Origin of the sequence: Rhizobium sp. TH135, assembly GCF_002855515.1 — a bacterium.
Taxonomy (GTDB): Bacteria; Pseudomonadota; Alphaproteobacteria; order Rhizobiales; family Rhizobiaceae; genus Allorhizobium.
In genome coordinates this window covers 777,424-793,266 of sequence record NZ_PKRP01000002.1, presented here as the reverse complement: position 1 = coordinate 793,266, position 15,843 = coordinate 777,424, and the positions used below count along the sequence as shown (strand labels likewise).

The 15,843-nt window shown below is 60.7% G+C and carries 14 protein-coding genes and 1 tRNA gene; 9 read left to right on the top strand and 6 right to left on the bottom strand.

Features of this window, described 5'->3' with window-relative positions; genetic code table 11:
• Window positions 1–142: 142 nt before the first annotated feature.
• Window positions 143–574 carry an Rrf2 family transcriptional regulator gene (locus tag C0V73_RS08810; protein ID WP_102019588.1) on the bottom strand — a complete coding sequence of 144 codons (432 nt, stop codon included), beginning with the start codon at window positions 572–574 and terminating at the stop codon, window positions 143–145.
• Window positions 575–796: 222 nt separating this feature from the next.
• On the opposite strand from C0V73_RS08810, the gene C0V73_RS08800 reads away from it, so the two are divergent.
• From C0V73_RS08800 to C0V73_RS08780, 5 genes are all read left to right on the top strand, one after another.
• The gene (locus C0V73_RS08800; RefSeq protein WP_102019586.1) at window positions 797–1,543 is read left to right on the top strand and encodes a phosphoadenylyl-sulfate reductase; all 747 of its coding nucleotides are present in this window, start codon (window positions 797–799) and stop codon (window positions 1,541–1,543) included.
• 75 nt (window positions 1,544–1,618) lie between these two features.
• Entirely contained in the window at window positions 1,619–2,575 is a 957-nt protein-coding gene (gene cysD, locus C0V73_RS08795) for a sulfate adenylyltransferase subunit CysD (protein ID WP_102019585.1), read from the top strand.
• A gap of 1 nt (window position 2,576) precedes the next feature.
• Entirely contained in the window at window positions 2,577–4,055 is a 1,479-nt protein-coding gene (gene cysN, locus C0V73_RS08790; RefSeq protein WP_102019584.1) for a sulfate adenylyltransferase subunit CysN, read from the top strand.
• 160 nt (window positions 4,056–4,215) lie between these two features.
• Window positions 4,216–5,094: a cobalamin-dependent protein gene (locus C0V73_RS08785; protein ID WP_172450106.1), complete on the top strand. Its 879-nt coding sequence runs from the start codon at window positions 4,216–4,218 to the stop codon at window positions 5,092–5,094.
• Between the two features lie 173 nt (window positions 5,095–5,267).
• Window positions 5,268–6,959, top strand: coding sequence for a methyl-accepting chemotaxis protein (locus C0V73_RS08780; protein WP_102019582.1), 1,692 nt, complete (start codon window positions 5,268–5,270; stop codon window positions 6,957–6,959).
• Window positions 6,960–7,004: 45 nt separating this feature from the next.
• Here C0V73_RS08780 and C0V73_RS08775 read toward each other — a convergent pair whose 3' ends face one another.
• Window positions 7,005–7,997 carry a LacI family DNA-binding transcriptional regulator gene (locus tag C0V73_RS08775; protein ID WP_245407914.1) on the bottom strand — a complete coding sequence of 331 codons (993 nt, stop codon included), beginning with the start codon at window positions 7,995–7,997 and terminating at the stop codon, window positions 7,005–7,007.
• A 348-nt stretch (window positions 7,998–8,345) separates the two neighbouring features.
• Window positions 8,346–8,422 (bottom strand) — tRNA-Pro (locus C0V73_RS08770).
• Between the two features lie 359 nt (window positions 8,423–8,781).
• On the opposite strand from C0V73_RS08770, the gene C0V73_RS08765 reads away from it, so the two are divergent.
• The 3 genes from C0V73_RS08765 to C0V73_RS08755 all read left to right on the top strand — a co-directional run bounded on the left by C0V73_RS08765 (window position 8,782) and on the right by C0V73_RS08755 (window position 11,847).
• The gene (locus C0V73_RS08765; RefSeq protein WP_102019581.1) at window positions 8,782–9,201 is read left to right on the top strand and encodes a hypothetical protein; all 420 of its coding nucleotides are present in this window, start codon (window positions 8,782–8,784) and stop codon (window positions 9,199–9,201) included.
• Between the two features lie 445 nt (window positions 9,202–9,646).
• A complete protein-coding gene (locus tag C0V73_RS08760; RefSeq protein ID WP_102019580.1) occupies window positions 9,647–9,907 on the top strand; it encodes a hypothetical protein in 261 nt (86 codons plus the stop codon).
• A 158-nt stretch (window positions 9,908–10,065) separates the two neighbouring features.
• Entirely contained in the window at window positions 10,066–11,847 is a 1,782-nt protein-coding gene (locus C0V73_RS08755) for a flagellin (RefSeq protein ID WP_102019665.1), read from the top strand.
• A 16-nt stretch (window positions 11,848–11,863) separates the two neighbouring features.
• Here the strand turns inward: C0V73_RS08755 and C0V73_RS08750 are convergent, their stop codons facing one another.
• Complete coding sequence (locus C0V73_RS08750) at window positions 11,864–12,547, bottom strand: LuxR C-terminal-related transcriptional regulator (RefSeq protein WP_102019579.1); 684 nt, start codon at window positions 12,545–12,547, stop codon at window positions 11,864–11,866.
• A gap of 257 nt (window positions 12,548–12,804) precedes the next feature.
• Here C0V73_RS08750 and C0V73_RS08745 point away from each other — a divergent pair, with 257 nt between their 5' ends.
• A complete protein-coding gene (locus C0V73_RS08745) occupies window positions 12,805–13,977 on the top strand; it encodes a diguanylate cyclase (RefSeq protein WP_102019578.1) in 1,173 nt (390 codons plus the stop codon).
• An 18-nt stretch (window positions 13,978–13,995) separates the two neighbouring features.
• Here the strand turns inward: C0V73_RS08745 and C0V73_RS08740 are convergent, their stop codons facing one another.
• Together C0V73_RS08740 and C0V73_RS08735 are read right to left on the bottom strand one after the other, a co-directional pair.
• Complete coding sequence (locus tag C0V73_RS08740; protein ID WP_102019577.1) at window positions 13,996–14,784, bottom strand: PhnD/SsuA/transferrin family substrate-binding protein; 789 nt, start codon at window positions 14,782–14,784, stop codon at window positions 13,996–13,998.
• Window positions 14,785–14,819: 35 nt separating this feature from the next.
• Complete coding sequence (locus tag C0V73_RS08735) at window positions 14,820–15,743, bottom strand: fatty acid desaturase (protein WP_102019576.1); 924 nt, start codon at window positions 15,741–15,743, stop codon at window positions 14,820–14,822.
• Between the last annotated feature and the right edge of the window lie 100 nt (window positions 15,744–15,843).

Sequence of the window (15,843 nt, the reverse complement as noted above, 5' to 3'; positions counted from 1 at the left end):
CGACAAGTCGGTGACCCTGGTCAACCGCACGGTTTCCAACGCCTCCTAATTCAAGGGTGCGTGGTGGGCCTCGGGGCTTCGGCCCCGGGGCCTTTTTTTTGCGTTTGGAGGGATGGTGTGAAGGACCTGCGGCCCGTCCCGTTCAGTGGGGAGGCTCGCTGACTTCGCCGACGGCATCCGCAAGGCTCGTCGACAGCAGCACTGCGCGGGTCTCATCTGCGACGCGGGCGAAGACGCGGCGGATCTCGCAATCGGTTTCGCCATCGCAATCCTCGCAGCGGCGATAGGCCGTCAGCGACAGGCAGGGCAAGGGCGCGACGGGACCGTCGATCAGGCGCAGCACTTCGCCATAGGTGATCTCGCTTGCCGGCCGGTGCAGCAGATAGCCGCCCTGCTTGCCACGACGGCTTTCAACCATGCCGCCGCGTTTCAGGTCGAGCATGATCTGCTCGAGGAATTTCTTCGGGATCTTTTGTTTATCGGCGATATCAGGGATCTGGATCGGCTCACCCGGCTCGGCACGGGCGAGAAGTGTCAGCGCCCGCAGCGCATATTTGGCTTTCTGTGTGATCATCGATCGTCATTGTCCGCCAGGGCCGGCCCGGAAATCGTGCCTCCGGCCATAGCGCAATTCGGCATGCCGTTCCACGTGTCATTTGGGCCCTGCGGCACGAATTGCCGCGATATCTCTCTGCGAGAGAGATATTTGCTCTTTGTTCGCGGCTCGGCGCACGTCGATTTCTGTCCGTCACCCTGCTCTTGCCGGATAATGTCGACACTGAGCAGGGATCCTATCATGACCTTCGACACTTCCGCAGACCTGGCCAGGACGCTGGACCAGCAACTGGCATCCGCAAACCTCACCGACCGGTTGCGCATCGTCGCCGCCCTTGAGGGTCGTGCCGTTTTCACCACCTCGCTCGGCATCGAGGATCAGGTGATCTCGGCGGCCATCGGCCTTGCCGGGCTTCCGATCGATGTCTCGACGCTGGAGACCGGACGGCTTTTCAAGGAAACGGTCGACCTCATCGCCGAGACAGAAGAGCGTTTCGGCATTTCCATCAAGCGCTTCTACCCCAAGCCTGACGATATCGATGCCTATGCGGTGAAGTATGGCCTGAACGGTTTTTATGAGAGTGTCGAAGCGCGCCATGCCTGCTGTCATGTGCGCAAGCTGGTTCCGCTGGCGGAGGCGCTGTCAGGCGCTCGCTTCTGGATCACCGGTTTGCGCCGTTCCCAGTCCGGCAACCGCGCGGCCACACCCTTTGCCGAATATGACGCGGAGCGCGACCTGATCAAGGTGAACCCGCTGGCCGACTGGTCGCTCGACGACATCAACACCTATGTCGAGGCCGAAAGCGTGCCGGTCAATCCGCTGCATGCCCGAGGCTATCCGTCGATCGGCTGCGAGCCCTGCACCCGGGCGATCAAGCCCGGCGAGCCGGAGCGCGCCGGCCGCTGGTGGTGGGAAAATGACGAGAAGCGGGAATGCGGGCTGCATGTTCCGGAGGCCGCTTCATCCGCAATCCCGACGCCGGCCTGACGCTTCCGAAGCGGATCAGGCGCACAGGAAGACAGAGATTTCGGGCGACAAGCCCAGAGAAAGAAAAAGAAGACCATGCACGTACACACATCCGAATTCGATCCGCATTCCAAGGATCCCGCGACCAAGCCGCCGCTCGATCCGCATCTGAAGGCGCTCGAGAACGAAGCGATCTACATTTTCCGCGAAGTGGCAGCCGAGTTCGAAAAGCCGGTCATGCTCTATTCGATCGGCAAGGACAGTTCGGTTCTCCTGCATCTGGCGCGCAAGGCCTTCTTCCCCGGCCGTGTGCCCTTCCCGCTTCTGCACATCGACACCGGCTGGAAATTCCCGGAGATGATCGCGTTTCGCGATGCGACGGCGGAGAAGTTCGATCTCGACCTGATCGTGCACACCAATCCGCGCGGCAAGGAAGAAGGCATCGGCCCGTTCAGCCATGGCTCGTCCTATCATACCGACGTGATGAAGACGGAAGCGCTGCGCCAGGCACTCGATGCCGGCAAGTATGATGCAGCCTTTGGCGGCGCACGCCGCGACGAGGAAGCAAGCCGCGCCAAGGAACGCATCTATTCCTTCCGCACGCCCGACCACAAATGGGATCCGCGCAACCAGCGCCCGGAACTCTGGAACATCTATAACGGCATGATCCGCCGCGGCGAGAGCGTGCGCGCCTTCCCGCTCTCGAACTGGACCGAAGTTGACATCTGGCGCTACATCCAGGCTGAAAACATCGAGCTGCCGCCGCTTTACTATGCGAAGAAGCAAAAGTATGTCGAACGCGACGGCATGCTGATGTGGGCGGAAGATCCGCGTTTCGAAGCGCTTCCGGGCGAACAGATCCAGGAAGGCATGCTGCGCTTCCGTACGCTCGGCTGCTGGCCGCTGACCGGCGGCATCCGTTCGAATGCGACCACGCTGGATGCGGTGATCGCCGAACTCGAAATCGCCACCGTCTCCGAACGCCAGGGCCGCGCCATCGACCGCGACCAGGCCGGATCGATGGAAAAGAAGAAGCGCGAAGGATATTTCTGAGATGACCGCCCAAGCCAATACCGCCCTCGCCTCCGAGGCTCCGCTCGCCGACACCGCACCGGTCATCCGTGATAGCCGCCCGCTGCGTCTCATCACCTGCGGCTCGGTCGACGACGGCAAGTCGACGCTGATCGGCCGCCTGCTCTGGGATACCAAGGCCGTCAAGGAAGATCAGGCCGCGACGCTGCGCCGTGATTCCGGCCAGCAAAACGATCTCGGCCTGCCGGATTTCGCGCTTCTGCTCGATGGTCTGCAGGCCGAGCGCGAACAGGGCATCACCATCGATGTCGCCTATCGCTATTTCGCCACCGACCGCCGCTCCTTCATCGTTGCCGATACGCCCGGCCATGAGCAGTATACCCGCAACATGGCAACCGGCGCCTCGACGGCGGACCTCGCCATCCTGCTGGTCGATGCACGTGCCGGCCTGCTCGAACAGACCCGCCGCCACGCCACCATCGCCTCGCTGATGGGCATCAAGCAGTTCGTGCTGGCGGTCAACAAGTTCGACCTCGTGGGTTATGACCGCGCCGTGTTCGACCAGATCAGCACCGATTTCAAGGCGCTGGCGCTGTCGCTCGGCGTGCGCCAGGTCACCGCCATCCCGATGTCGGCGCTGAAGGGCGAAAACGTCGTCTATTCCGGCAAGTCGGTCATCCCGTGGTATGAAGGCCCGACACTGGTCGAGACGCTGGAACTTGCCACCCTGCGCTCCGGTCAGTCGACCGGCTTCCGCCTGCCCGTCCAGCGCGTCTCGCGTCCGGGCGAAAGCTTCCGCGGATACCAGGGCACGGTCGCCGGCGGTTCGGTCAAGCCCGGCGACAGCGTTGCCATCCTGCCGTCCGGTCAGGTGGCGAACGTCAAGCAGATCGTCACCTTCGACCTGGTGCGCAATGCCGCTGTTTCCGGTGACGCGATCACGCTGGTGCTCGACCGCCAGGTGGATGTCGCGCGCGGCGACATGATCGTCTCGCTCGATGCCCAACCGCAAACGGGCCTTGCCTTCGACGCGCAGATCGTGGCGCTGCAGCCCGACGGCATCGTGCCCGGCAAGCGCTACTGGCTGAAGGCCGGCTCGCGCCGGCAGCGCGTGCAGGTGCAGCCGGTACAGCAGCTCGAGCTGAAGTCGGGCAAGTGGCAGGCGGCCGAAATGCTGCAGATGAACGCGATCGGAAAGGTGCATCTGTCCTTCGACGAAACCGCGATCTTCGACCCTTACGAGCTGAACCGCGGCACCGGTGCCTTCATCCTGATCGACCCGGATACCAACAACACGGTGGCCGGCGGCATGATCACCGCCAAGCGCACCGAACTTGGCGGTTTGAACGCCCATGACGGTCGCGTCATCCTGTCGCTCCCATCCGATCTAGCCGAACAGCTGCTGGCAACCGAGCTGCTCGCCAGCCGCCGTGACGAGGTGGAAACCCGCCGCGTCACCACGGCTGAAGCCCGGCAGTTGCTCGACGACATCGACGGCTGACAGCCTGATCCAGCGTCTATGGAACGGCCCGCCTTGCGCGGGCCGTTTTCGTTTCATGTCGATGCAGCAAGCCCGCTTTTCTTCCTGAAACGACACGCTAATATAAACAGCAAATCAGTTTGGGGTGGGCATGCATCGAAACAGGCATCAGGAAAGGGAAGTGCTGATTGGCCTTGCCGAAACACTCGCCACGAGCGGCGTTTCGAAACTCCTGCTGCATGCCTGGGAGCGGCGCTACGGGATCACGCCCGCCGAACGCAGCCCGACGGGACGGCGCTTTTACACCCGTGAGCAGGTGGAGCGCCTGAGACTACTGAAAAGCTGCAGCGATGCCGGCCATCGGATCGGTTCTCTCGTGCCGCTCTCGACAGAGATGCTGTCGCGGCTCGAATATGAGCTGGAAGCGCGCAACGCCCTCTCCGACATTCTGGATGCCGTGAAGGCCCTGGATAGCGAACGGCTGCAGAGCCTGCTGCAGACGCGGGCGGAGCGGGATCCGCCCGAGCATTTCATCCGCGCGACCGTCTTGCCGCTGATGCGGGAAATCGGCTCGCTGTGGGCGGCGGGCGATGTGACCATAGCCGCCGAGCACATGACGACGGCGCAGATCAAGCGCATACTGGGCGGGCTCTTCGATCGCTGTCCGCCACCTGCCGTCGACGCACCGCGTCTGCTCGCAACGACGCCGGAAAAGGAAGAGCATGACATGGGGGCGCTGGTCGCCACACTGCTCGCACGTCTCAAGGGCTGGAATGCGCTGTTTCTGGGCGCCAACCTGCCCGCCAGCGAGATCGTCGATGCGGCCCATCGGCGGAATGTCCGCTGCGTCTGCCTGAGCGCGCTCACCGGGCGCAAGGCGCCTCTCGAGCGGCATCTGGGTGAATTGCGTGCGGCGCTTTTGCCCAGCATCGCGATCTGGCTCGGCGGCGCTGCCTATATGGCAATGTCGGACATGCCGGGCGTCTTGTTTCTCCAGGATCTCGATGCATTCCTCGACATGCTGGCGGCAAAAGCGACGGATCTTCGCGAAGCCGTCTAAGCAATCCCCCCTCACCTGACCCCACTTTTTTTTCAAGAAGCTGCATTTTCGACCCGAAAAGGTAGACAAGGCGCCGCTATTTTAGTGTTTCATTTATCTCTTGTATGCATTTTCACGATATCTAATTCTCGTAACGTCAGCGGGCAGGGCCGCTGGCATCAGTCGGAGGGACTATGGGACTGTCTGCTTTCGTGAATTCGGGGAACGCTGCCAAGATGCTTGCGCTCGATGCGCTGCAAGCCAATGTCATGGTGGCCGACGCCAAGCTCAATATCAGATACATGAACCCAGCGGTCATGGAGCTGCTGAAGGAAGCCGAGTCGGATCTGAAGAAGGAGCTGCCGAAGTTCAGCGTGGCATCCCTTATCGGCAGCAATATCGACGTCTTTCACAAGAACCCATCCCACCAGCGCAATATGCTGGCGGCCCTGAAGAACCGTCACAGCGCGACGATCACCGTGGGGAACCGCGTGTTCGACCTTCTTGTCACACCGCTCCAGCAGGGTGCCAAGACCGTCGGCTTCGTCGTCGAATGGGCGGATGCCAAGGCACGCCTGCTGAATGTGGACTACGCCGCGCAGATCGCCGCGATCAGCCGCTCGCAGGCCATCATCGAGTTCTCGGTCGACGGCAAGATCATGAGCGCCAACCAGAACTTCTTCTCGCTGATGGGCTATGCGCCGGGGGAAATCATCGGACAGCATCACAGCATGTTCGTCGACAAGGGCCATGCGAATACAGAGGAATACAAGAAGTTCTGGCAGACCCTGCGCGATGGACAGTACATCGCCGCAGAGTTCCCGCGTGTGACCAAGTCCGGCAAGGAAGTGATCATTGCCGCGTCCTATAACCCGATCCTCGATATCAACGGCAAGGTGGTGAAGGTGGTCAAGTTTGCGACCGATGTCACGGCCCGCGTGCGCACGGTGAGCTCGCTCGGCGACGCACTGAAGCGTCTCTGTTCCGGTGATTTTGCCTTCCAGCTGACCGAGCCCTTCGCGGCCGAGTTCGAATTCTTGCGCCATGATCTCAACCGCTCGGTGTCCCAGCTCTGCGATACGTTCCGCGAGATTTCGGCCAGCGTCGATGTGATCAGCCAGGGCACGCAGGAAATCGGCCAGGGTGTGGGCGACCTTTCGCGCCGCACCGAAAGCCAGGCGGCCAATCTCGAGGAAACGGCAGCCGCCCTGGAAGAGATCACCGCAAATGTCGGCTCATCTGCCCAACGCGCCCAGGAAGCGCGCGATGTCGCGGGTTCGGCCAAGGCGAGCGCCGAGAAATCCGGTGAAGTCGTGTCGCAGGCCGTGGACGCCATGAGCCGTATCGAGGATTCCTCCTCGAAGATCTCCAACATCATCGGGGTAATCGACGAAATCGCCTTCCAGACCAACCTTCTGGCGCTCAATGCCGGCGTCGAGGCAGCACGCGCTGGCGAGGCCGGTCGCGGCTTTGCGGTGGTTGCTCAGGAAGTTCGCGAACTCGCCCAGCGCTCAGCCAAGGCCGCAAAGGAGATCAAGGACCTGATCCAGAACTCGGCCAGTGAGGTTTCAACCGGCGTTAAGCTGGTCAGCGATACCGGTGGGGCGCTGAAATCGATCAGCAAGCTGATCGTCGAGATCAACGACCACGTGGTGGCGATCTCGACTGCCGCACGGGAGCAGTCGTCGGGCCTGGTGGAAGTCAACAGCGCCGTGAACGGCATGGACCAGACGACGCAGCAGAACGCGGCGATGGTGGAAGAGAGCAGCGCTGCGGCCTCGACCCTTTCCAACGAAACGCAAAAGCTGCGCGGCATGATCAACCAGTTCAATCTGGGCAATCACCATGGTGGCAGCACGATGCATCGCAGCGCCCGCGCCGCCTGATCGGGCCAAGAAACGAAGAATAGCATGCTCAGGGGTGGCCTTTGGTCACCCCTGTCGTGCTGTCGATCCCCGCTGCACGAGCTGATAGCCGAGATCGACCAGCTTTGCCGGAGACGCGCCCGAGCCGGCCGCCCGGATGATCATATCGACCGCGCGATAGCCGATCTCGTAACGCGGGACGCGCACGGAGGTGATAGCCGGGAAGGCAAAGCCTGCATAGTCGAGATCGTTGAAGCCGCAGATGCCGAAATCCCCGGGGACGGAGAGCCCGCGCCGCTGACATTCGAAGAGCACGCCGAGAGCGATGTCATCGTTATGACAGAAGGCGGCATCGGCATCCGGGGCCTCGGTCTTCAGCCGGTCGAGAAGATGGCATCCCAGCCCCACGCTTGTATTGCCATCGATGGACAGAACGAGGGACGGGTCGAACAGGCCGGCCTCTTCGAGCACCGCCTGGAAGCCTTCCAGACGCCGACGGGCGCGGAAATCCCAGGCGCCGCCGAGCATGGCAATGCGCCTGTAGCCCTTTTCAATCAGATGCCGCGTTGCCGTCTCGGCCGCCAGGCGGTGATCGATGCCGATCGCCATGTCCGAGGGTTGCCGGCTGACATCCATGATCTCGACGACCGGACAAGGCGCCCGCCGCAGGAGATCATCGATCGCAGCATCGCCGATCTGGCCCACATGAATGAGGCCAGCAGGGTTTTGCGAGAGAAAGAAGCGCAACTGGCGAAGCTGATCCTCGGCGTCGGTATCGGCGCTGGCATATTGGATGCGCAGATCGGAGGAGCGGACGCGATCCTCGATGCCGCGGATCAGGGCCAGGAAGGCATGGCTGGTCAAACCGGGAGACATGACGCCGACGAGACCACTGTTCTTGCTGGCAAGCGCCCTTGCCGCGAGATCGGGCACATAACCCATCTCCTCGACAACCCTGAGGATGGTATCGCGCAAATGGGGTGAGACTTTTTCAGGATCGCGCAGAGCTCGGGAGACGGTGATGGCGCTGACACCCGCCTGATGGGCGACGTCAGACAAAGTGACCTTATCCTGGCGCTGACGACGTTTTCTCGTACCTGGAAGCATGCTCACCGAACCAGCTTGGATTGCAATCATTGGTGGCAATTTCAGTTTCTATAGCGCCACAAAATGCGGCACTGACTACAATTCAAGATAGCCTAATCTATATGCCTCAGCAACGACTTGCAGGGATTTCCCCCAAGCTTTGAGTTGAGCCGGAGATACGTATTCACTACCACTGTTTGCAGAATATACAATGTTACGCAAACAAACTGCCAAGGCCAGGATCCGACGACAGCATACGAGCCCTCGGCCATGCCGAGGCAAACGTGTTTTCGGTGCGGGGGATTGTTCGGGAAAGTAAGCTGGTCGGAGTGGAGTGATTCGAACACTCGACCCCCACGTCCCGAACGTGGTGCGCTACCAGACTGCGCTACACTCCGTGACCAGCGGCGCCTCTATAGACCAGCGTTTTTCGTTGCACAAGCAGGGAAACGCAAAAAGCGGCGAGAAAGTTGAAATATTCGTGACAGCCTTCGGCATCTCACTGATTTCATTTCCATATGAGCGAGTACTCGATGCTGCGGACAGCGGGATGGCGGACACCTCGGCCCCACCTGTTGCGCGTCGCCAGGGTGCCGTTGCTCAGAAGTCACCGGTGGAAAAATTGCGGATACACGTCCCTCTTTCCATTTCGTCTCGAAGCGTTTCGCAGTAAAGCAGTCGTGGGTCGGTTGTACTGGGCGGTGCGTCTTGGACGACTGTCGAGGCCGACCTTTGAGGGGTTCCAGGGACAGTGACAATGAATTTGCTGAAGAGCACGACATCGGGATTGATCGCCGCACTTTGCCTTGCCGCCGCAGGCTGCACGACGACGGGAGGCCTGCCGAAAAACGAGATCGAGACGCGGTGGAACGGCCAGCAGGCCGGCGCCTTCTTCGCCAAGTTCGGCCCGCCGGTCTCGGATGCCGCATCTGGTGCCTCGACGCTCTATACCTGGCGCGGTGGCTTCAACACCCGCGTCGTGCCGGCAACCTACGAAGATCTCGGCGATGGCAAGAAGGGCAAGCTGCTGACCCGCGCGCGCACCGAATATCTGCGCTGCGAAGTCCAGCTCACGGTCTCCTCGGATTATGTCATCCGCGGCGTGCGCACGGTCGTCGATCGTCCGGGCACGAACGGCGGCAAGAGCTATTGCGCGGAATTCCTGACGGCCGAGTAAAATCGACTGACTGACGAGCAAGACCGAAAGCCTCCCGCCTGATGGCGTGGAGGCTTTTTCGTGTCTGCAGATTGGAAGATCGGTGATTGCCGTGTCTGGAGACGGCGCTTCTCGCCCGAAGGGCCTCATGCCCTTGCGACGCCCGGTCAAGGCGGATGTGGGAGAGCGCCGTGGATGACACTCTCCCCAATACGCAATACAGAAACCGAGCGCTTCGCGACGCATTACCTTGGTGGAAGCGACTTCTTTATAGAGAGATCAAGGTTAACAGTTGGCTTACAGAGCGCAGAATTTATAGTTAATTTTCAGTGACCTAGGCATATCGATCCGCGGCATGTGCGGCAAGCGCCGGAGCCTGCAAAAAGCCTTGGAAACCAGCGCCTGCAGCGTTTCGTGATCATGTCAGCACTTGACGATGTTCTTGTTTTGTTCAAGATCATATTCCATGACCCAGACGATCGACACGCTTGGAAAAGCACTGCGCCACAACATGCTGGTGGTTACCACCTGCCGGGAGTGCCAGAACCAGGCCCGCTTCATGGCGAAGGACCTCGCGACCTTCTACGGCCATGGGCGCGACCCCTTCTCGCTCAAGTTCCGCTGCAAGCAGTGCGACACGCGCAACTGCAAGATCACGCTGATGGACAACCCTTACGACCGCACACCGGAGACGATTGTCTGGCGGCCGGTGAAGGTGAAGCTTTGAGGTTCAGGCCTCGACTTAGAGACAACGTGAAAGTGCAGCAGGTCCGTATTTCTACGGAGACGCCTTCACCAAGGCATTAAGGATTTCGAAACCATAAAGATCGCGACAGTCATTTCTCGTGAATGATTTCTGAGTTCCCTTTTCAGGCGGTCCTTTCCATGACGAGCATCCTCACCAATCTTTCGGCCATTACAGCATTGCAGACGTTGAGAAGTCTTGCCTCCGATCTTCAGGGAACCCAGGACCGAGTCAGTTCCGGACTGCGCGTCGGGGCCGCGGCAGACAATGCCGCCTATTGGTCAATCTCGACCACCATGCGCTCCGACAGCATGGCCATTTCTGCGGCGGCGGATGCGCTAGGCCTTGGGGCAGCAAAGGTGGATACAGCCTATGCCGGCATGACCTCGGTGATCGACGTGCTGACCGAATTCCAGGCACGTCTGGTGGCTGCAACCGAAGAGGGCGTCGACAAGGCCAAGGTCCAGACGGAACTCGACCAGATGAAGCAGCAGGTGCAGTCGATTGCCGAATCCGCCAGCTTTTCGGGGCAGAACTGGCTGACCACCGACATCGCCGACATGTATGACGTCGACATCAACAAGACACAGGTCGTCTCCTCTTTCGTGCGCGATGCCAACGGCGGGGTTGCGACCAAGACCATGACCGTCGACCTGTCGAAGATCTCGCTGTTCAATAGCACGCAGGGCGGCCTGCTGCAGCGGGACGGCCGCGACATCGATACAATTGGCATGATGCGCTCCCTGGCGACCTACAGCGACGGGACGGAGGTCTGGTACCCACGGGGAAGCGCTGCTCTGCCAGCGCAACTCTCCAACAGAGTCTTTTCTGGTCCACTCGACCTAACCGGCGCTGGCGACGCCATAATGTTCGACGTCACGGTCGACAAGGATGAGCCCTCGCATGGCATCTCACCGCCCTACGATCCCGGCAAGACAACGATGGGCGTCACGATCGATAAGGCGTTTCTCGACACCCATTTCCCGAGCTGGAATGGCGTGATCGAAGACTACAAGGATTTCGCCCAAGCGTTGAACATGGCTCTCTCGGTTTACAACACTGGGGCGTCCGCTGGCCTCCACTACGTCAGCGGCTATGCAGGAGGTATCAAGCCCGATGTGTACCAGATACGCACTCAGGAAAATTCTGGACTCGACGGTTCCTATATCGAGATCAGCAACCTGACCTCTCAGGTTTCTTCGGGGTCACACGGCTTGAGCAACACTTCCGCCCAGGCACCGCGTGGCTCACAGATGACCATCCCCTTTACAAGCTTTGAAGTCTTCCGTGATGGCGAGGATCCTGATGGGATCGAGGTCAGTTTCGATTTTTCGGTCAATTATCAGCCCGCAAAGTCCTATTCCTTCGACCGCACCTATGTGAACAACCTTCTCGGCAAAACCGATGGCACCGTGTCAAACGCCACCGAAATGGTGACGCTGCTTAGCTCTCTGATGCAGGCGGATTGGCCGAATGTGATCATCTCCGTCGATGGCGCGGGTGGGGTTTCGATGGTGCTTGACCCGCTTGTCGATCGTAAGGCCGGCGGCGGCACGCGCATAGGCTTCAGCAATATCAACGTCAGCCACGAACCGATCCCGACGCTCAACTTCCTCGAGATCGACATCGTACAGAACCCGAACATGGTGCGGACCTATATCGACTACATGGACAAGGCGACGGCGCGCGTGGTGGATGCGGCAGCGACACTGGGTGCGCTGCAGACACGCATCGACATGCAGGCGGAATTTGCCGCACGGCTCGCTTCTAACATCGACAGCGGGATCGGCCGCTTGGTTGATGCGGACATGAACGAGGAGTCGACCAAGCTGAAGGCGCTTCAGACTCAGCAGCAGCTCGCGGTGCAAGCACTGTCGATTTCCAACACCGCGCCGGACATGCTGGTTCAACTCTTCCGCTGAGGCAGCATGGATTAACTCAGCGAAGAGCGGATCTGTCGATATGTGCGGCGATCAGCATCGCCACGAGATGCACCGTGTTGCGCGCGCCATAGCGCTGCTTCATCTTGTCCAGCCGATGCTCGACCGTACGATGCGACAGACCGAGCAGGACGGCGATCTCCTTGGCGGTGGAGCCCTCAATCAGGAGCTGGACGATCGCCTCATCAGAGGTGTCAAGCGTCTCGCGGGTCTCCGGCTGGCCGAGAAGGAATTGCGCATAGGATGAGGAAATAACCCATTGCGAGCCACTGGCATTCTTCTGGGGCAGCAAGATGCGATCATAACCGAGGCTGACGCCAAGCAGGCGCGTCTTGACCAGCTCAGTTGATGGCTGCTGGCGCTCGACCACTTCCCTCAGCCGCGGGATGACGGACTGTTCCATATAGGCGCGGTCCTTGAAGTCGCCGACACGACAGTCCGTGAAGAGACCGTTGATATTGAGGATGCGTGACGTGAAACCAGAATGGCGGACGGTACGCATGTACCAGTCGAGCGGATCCGGACCGGTGACCTCGAACAATGTCAGGCGCATCTTGATGGACAGAAGATTGAGCACACCGCGATAGATATCGTCGGCCCGGGCGGGCCGCTCCGGTGACGTCAGGATCCAGGCGTCGAGCATGCGGCCGACTACGACAGAAAAGGGTGTTACGCGGGCCATGAACTCAATGCGGGAATCGATTGCCCTATCTTGGTACAGCCCAAAGTCGCAACTCGCAATCTTCGAATGTGCTCATCTTAGCAAATACAACCACTCTCGCCGGCAGGTTGCGCGAAGGTCCCAAGCGTAGAAAACCAAAATGAATAAACGCGTGATGCCGATCACTTCTGTCCTCTATTCTCCAGCGAATTCAACAAACTTTAACCATACGCATAAATAACGGTTTTAAATGAAACCAACCAATTTGTGGGGAAACGGTGGGAGAAAGTTCGGTCATCGTTTATGTTCCACCGGTCCTGTTCGGTCTTGTTGCAGTGACTTTCCTCGTTCTATGGCGACAGAACATCGTGACCAACTGGCAATGGGGTGCAGGCTTCGGTCAGACCGCCCTAGGCTTCTCGCTCTCGACCTTTCCGATCGAACCGATCTTCGACGCCTTCACTTCCGGCATGATCTTCATCGGTGCTGCCTATTGTTACAGCAGCGCGGTATTCGAGCATTTCCAGGCACCATCCTTCGATCGCGAACGCCGGTGGTTCGTCGGCGCCTACACGCTTCTTCTGGTCTACTGCATCTTCGTCCTGGAAAGCCTGCGCTACCAGATCTTCCTCACCGATATCGCCTTTGCCTGTCTCATCGGGCTCGCACTCACCACTGCTATCCCAAAAGCGCGGCGCAGCGTCGACAAGATCCTTCTTGCGTCGATTGGGCTCGCCTTCGTCGATACGGTGGCGCGTGCGGTCTATTTCTTCTTCTTTTACGGCGATGCCAGCGACGACTTCGGCGATTTCGTCGACTCCGCCTATAATCTGGCGGTCCATATCACGACGATCACCATCTGCATGACCTTCCCCTTCTCTGCACTGGTGGCGAGCGGCGTTTCGGCCATGGAACGCCACCGCCAGGCGGCAGAGCGGGACCCGCTGACGGGCCTGTTAAACCGCCGCGGCTTCGAGACGGCGCTGACCGAGTTCGGCGTATCCGGACTTCGTGAAGGTGCCGTTCTGGTCTGCGACATCGACCACTTCAAGCAGATCAACGATACGCTTGGTCACGCCACGGGAGACGCCGTGATTTCGGCTGTTGCCGACATGCTGCGGCAGGTGACCGCTGCGAGCGCCGTTACCGCGCGTTTCGGCGGGGAGGAATACGTGGTGTTTCTGCCAAGCACCTCCGTTGCCGAGGCGCGCACGTCGGGCGAGCGGATCCGGCAGACGGTATCAGAGAAAGACTGGCGCTTCTTCGGTCTTGCCAGGCCTGTCACCCTCAGCATCGGGATTGATCGGATCCGCCCGGATGAAACCGATCCGCATGCCGCCATCGCGAGGGCTGATCGGGCGCTTTATGCTGCCAAGGCTGCCGGTCGGAACCGGGTTTTCGAGGCGGGCGATGGGGCAGATTTGCACGCATCGGGTTTGGCTTCCGCCTAAGCCACCTCGCGGCTTAGATCACGGCAGATCCGGATAGCCCGCGGCGATTGCTGCCTGCTCGTGGTCGAGCAGGATGTCGTAGGCGCCCTCCTGCAGCACAACCACATCCTTCAGGCCGAGGATTGCGCGGGCATCGGCGAGCGCGGGGGCGATGATTGCGGCCTTGAGGGCGGCGCGGAGGGTGGCAAGTTCCTCGTCGGAAGTGGACAAGCGGGTGATGAAGGGGAGATTGGGGCCGGAGGGGGTTACTCCCAATACCGCGAGGCCCTCCAGCCGTTCCGGGGCGTGGCGGCGCAGGAGGTCGAAGGTGATGCAATCGATGGCCGCGATATCGGCTTTGCCGCTTAGCACCGCCTCCATGCTGGCGAGGTGGCCACCGGTCTCGACGACGTCGGCGAAGAAGGGCTTTCCCCCGGCATGGGGGGCGACGGCGGCGCGCAGGAGATTGTAGCCGGAATTGCTGCCGCGCTCGTTGATCGCGACCTTGAGGCCAGCGGCGGCGGCGAGGTCTGGCGGGGCGCTCTCTTTGCGCACGACGATCACGCTCACCATCGTCGGCCCATCGCAGCCTGGCGCTTCATAGACAGGTGTTGCAACGAGGCGGACACGGCCCCGCAGATGCTTGACGAAGGGAAAGCCGCAGGTCTGGGCGAGAAGCAGGCGTGGATCGAGCCAGGCGTCGTGATGCGGGATCGCTTCATCCAGCGCTTCCGGCACGCCGGTCACGCCCGACTGGCGGAGCTGGTCGCGGAGGAAGCTCCAGAGGTGACGCTGCGCCTCCATCACCACCTGAGGGGCGACATACATCGAGAGGCTGGCAAGCCTCGTCTCGGACGCGCCGGTCAGGAGTGCCTCGGATGGGTCGGTCGGTCGTGCTTTCGGAACAGGAAGCGGCGGGCGACATCGCTGTAGCCGCGATAGACGAGACCGCCATTCAGCCTCACCAGGAAATCACGATGCCGCTCGTAGAAGTCGGGCAGCATGTACCAGGGCAGTGCCGGCACGCGGTGATGGAGGACATGCAGGTTGTTGTAGAGGAAGAGCAGGCCAAACAGCGGGGTCTTCTCGACGATCGCCGTGCGCTCCTCATGGTCATCGGCGAAGCGGTGCTCGGCATAGGAGCGCAGGCGCGAGAGCGCCGTGCCGCAATAGATGAAGCCGAAGAAGAAAAGCAGGAAGGGCATCTCGCAGACGGCGAGCACCCACCAGAGCACGACGGCGACACCCAGACCGTGCCAGGCCCAGAGACTGCGGCTGTCACCCTCGCCGCGGATCACCTTGATCGCCTCATGCCAGAGGAAGGAGCCGAGGATGATCGCCGGGCCGACGGTCAGGCGGCCGGCCAGCGTCAGGTTGAACTCGCGCAGCGTGCGGCCGAACCAGCCGAAGCGGTCCCAGTCCTTTGCCGTGAAGTAATAGGATTCCGGATCTTCGATCGGATCGGTCAGATGCTCGTCGCGGTGATGGGCAAGATGGCTCTGCTTGTAGACATGATAGGGCAGCCAGAGCGAAATCGGCGGAACGCCGATCGCATCGTTGATCCAGACATGGCGGGTCGGATGATTGTGGATCACCTCGTGCTGCAGCGAACCATGCCAGGCAATCAGCCAGGCGCCGAGCGGTATCAAGATCCAAAGCGGGATGTCGCGCCAGAACCAGGTGAGGCCAAGGAAGCCCCCGTATATCAGAGCGGCCAATGCGACGGTCGGCCATTCGATGCGCGCGATGCGCGGTATTGCGATCTCACCTTCGGCAAGATGTGCCATGCAGTCCCCGTATGAAAGTCCCCATGGAACCTGAAGCTAGCGAGTTTGCAGATGATTCGCTCCAGCAATTGCGCCACGCCGCGCCGCGAAAAGAGCAGGA

Excerpts from the sequence above, each read along its gene's own strand:
- C0V73_RS08735 (WP_102019576.1), bottom strand. The coding sequence starts at position 15,743 with ATGGCACATCTTGCCGAAGGTGAGATCGCAATACCGCGCATCGCGCGC.
- C0V73_RS08780 (WP_102019582.1), top strand. The coding sequence starts at position 5,268 with ATGGGACTGTCTGCTTTCGTGAATTCGGGGAACGCTGCCAAGATGCTT.
- C0V73_RS08760 (WP_102019580.1), top strand. The coding sequence starts at position 9,647 with ATGACCCAGACGATCGACACGCTTGGAAAAGCACTGCGCCACAACATG.
- cysD (WP_102019585.1), top strand. The coding sequence starts at position 1,619 with ATGCACGTACACACATCCGAATTCGATCCGCATTCCAAGGATCCCGCG.
- cysN (WP_102019584.1), top strand. The coding sequence starts at position 2,577 with ATGACCGCCCAAGCCAATACCGCCCTCGCCTCCGAGGCTCCGCTCGCC.
- C0V73_RS08810 (WP_102019588.1), bottom strand. The coding sequence starts at position 574 with ATGATCACACAGAAAGCCAAATATGCGCTGCGGGCGCTGACACTTCTC.
- C0V73_RS08750 (WP_102019579.1), bottom strand. The coding sequence starts at position 12,547 with ATGGCCCGCGTAACACCCTTTTCTGTCGTAGTCGGCCGCATGCTCGAC.
- C0V73_RS08755 (WP_102019665.1), top strand. The coding sequence starts at position 10,066 with ATGACGAGCATCCTCACCAATCTTTCGGCCATTACAGCATTGCAGACG.
- C0V73_RS08765 (WP_102019581.1), top strand. The coding sequence starts at position 8,782 with ATGAATTTGCTGAAGAGCACGACATCGGGATTGATCGCCGCACTTTGC.
- C0V73_RS08740 (WP_102019577.1), bottom strand. The coding sequence starts at position 14,784 with ATGTATGTCGCCCCTCAGGTGGTGATGGAGGCGCAGCGTCACCTCTGG.
- C0V73_RS08800 (WP_102019586.1), top strand. The coding sequence starts at position 797 with ATGACCTTCGACACTTCCGCAGACCTGGCCAGGACGCTGGACCAGCAA.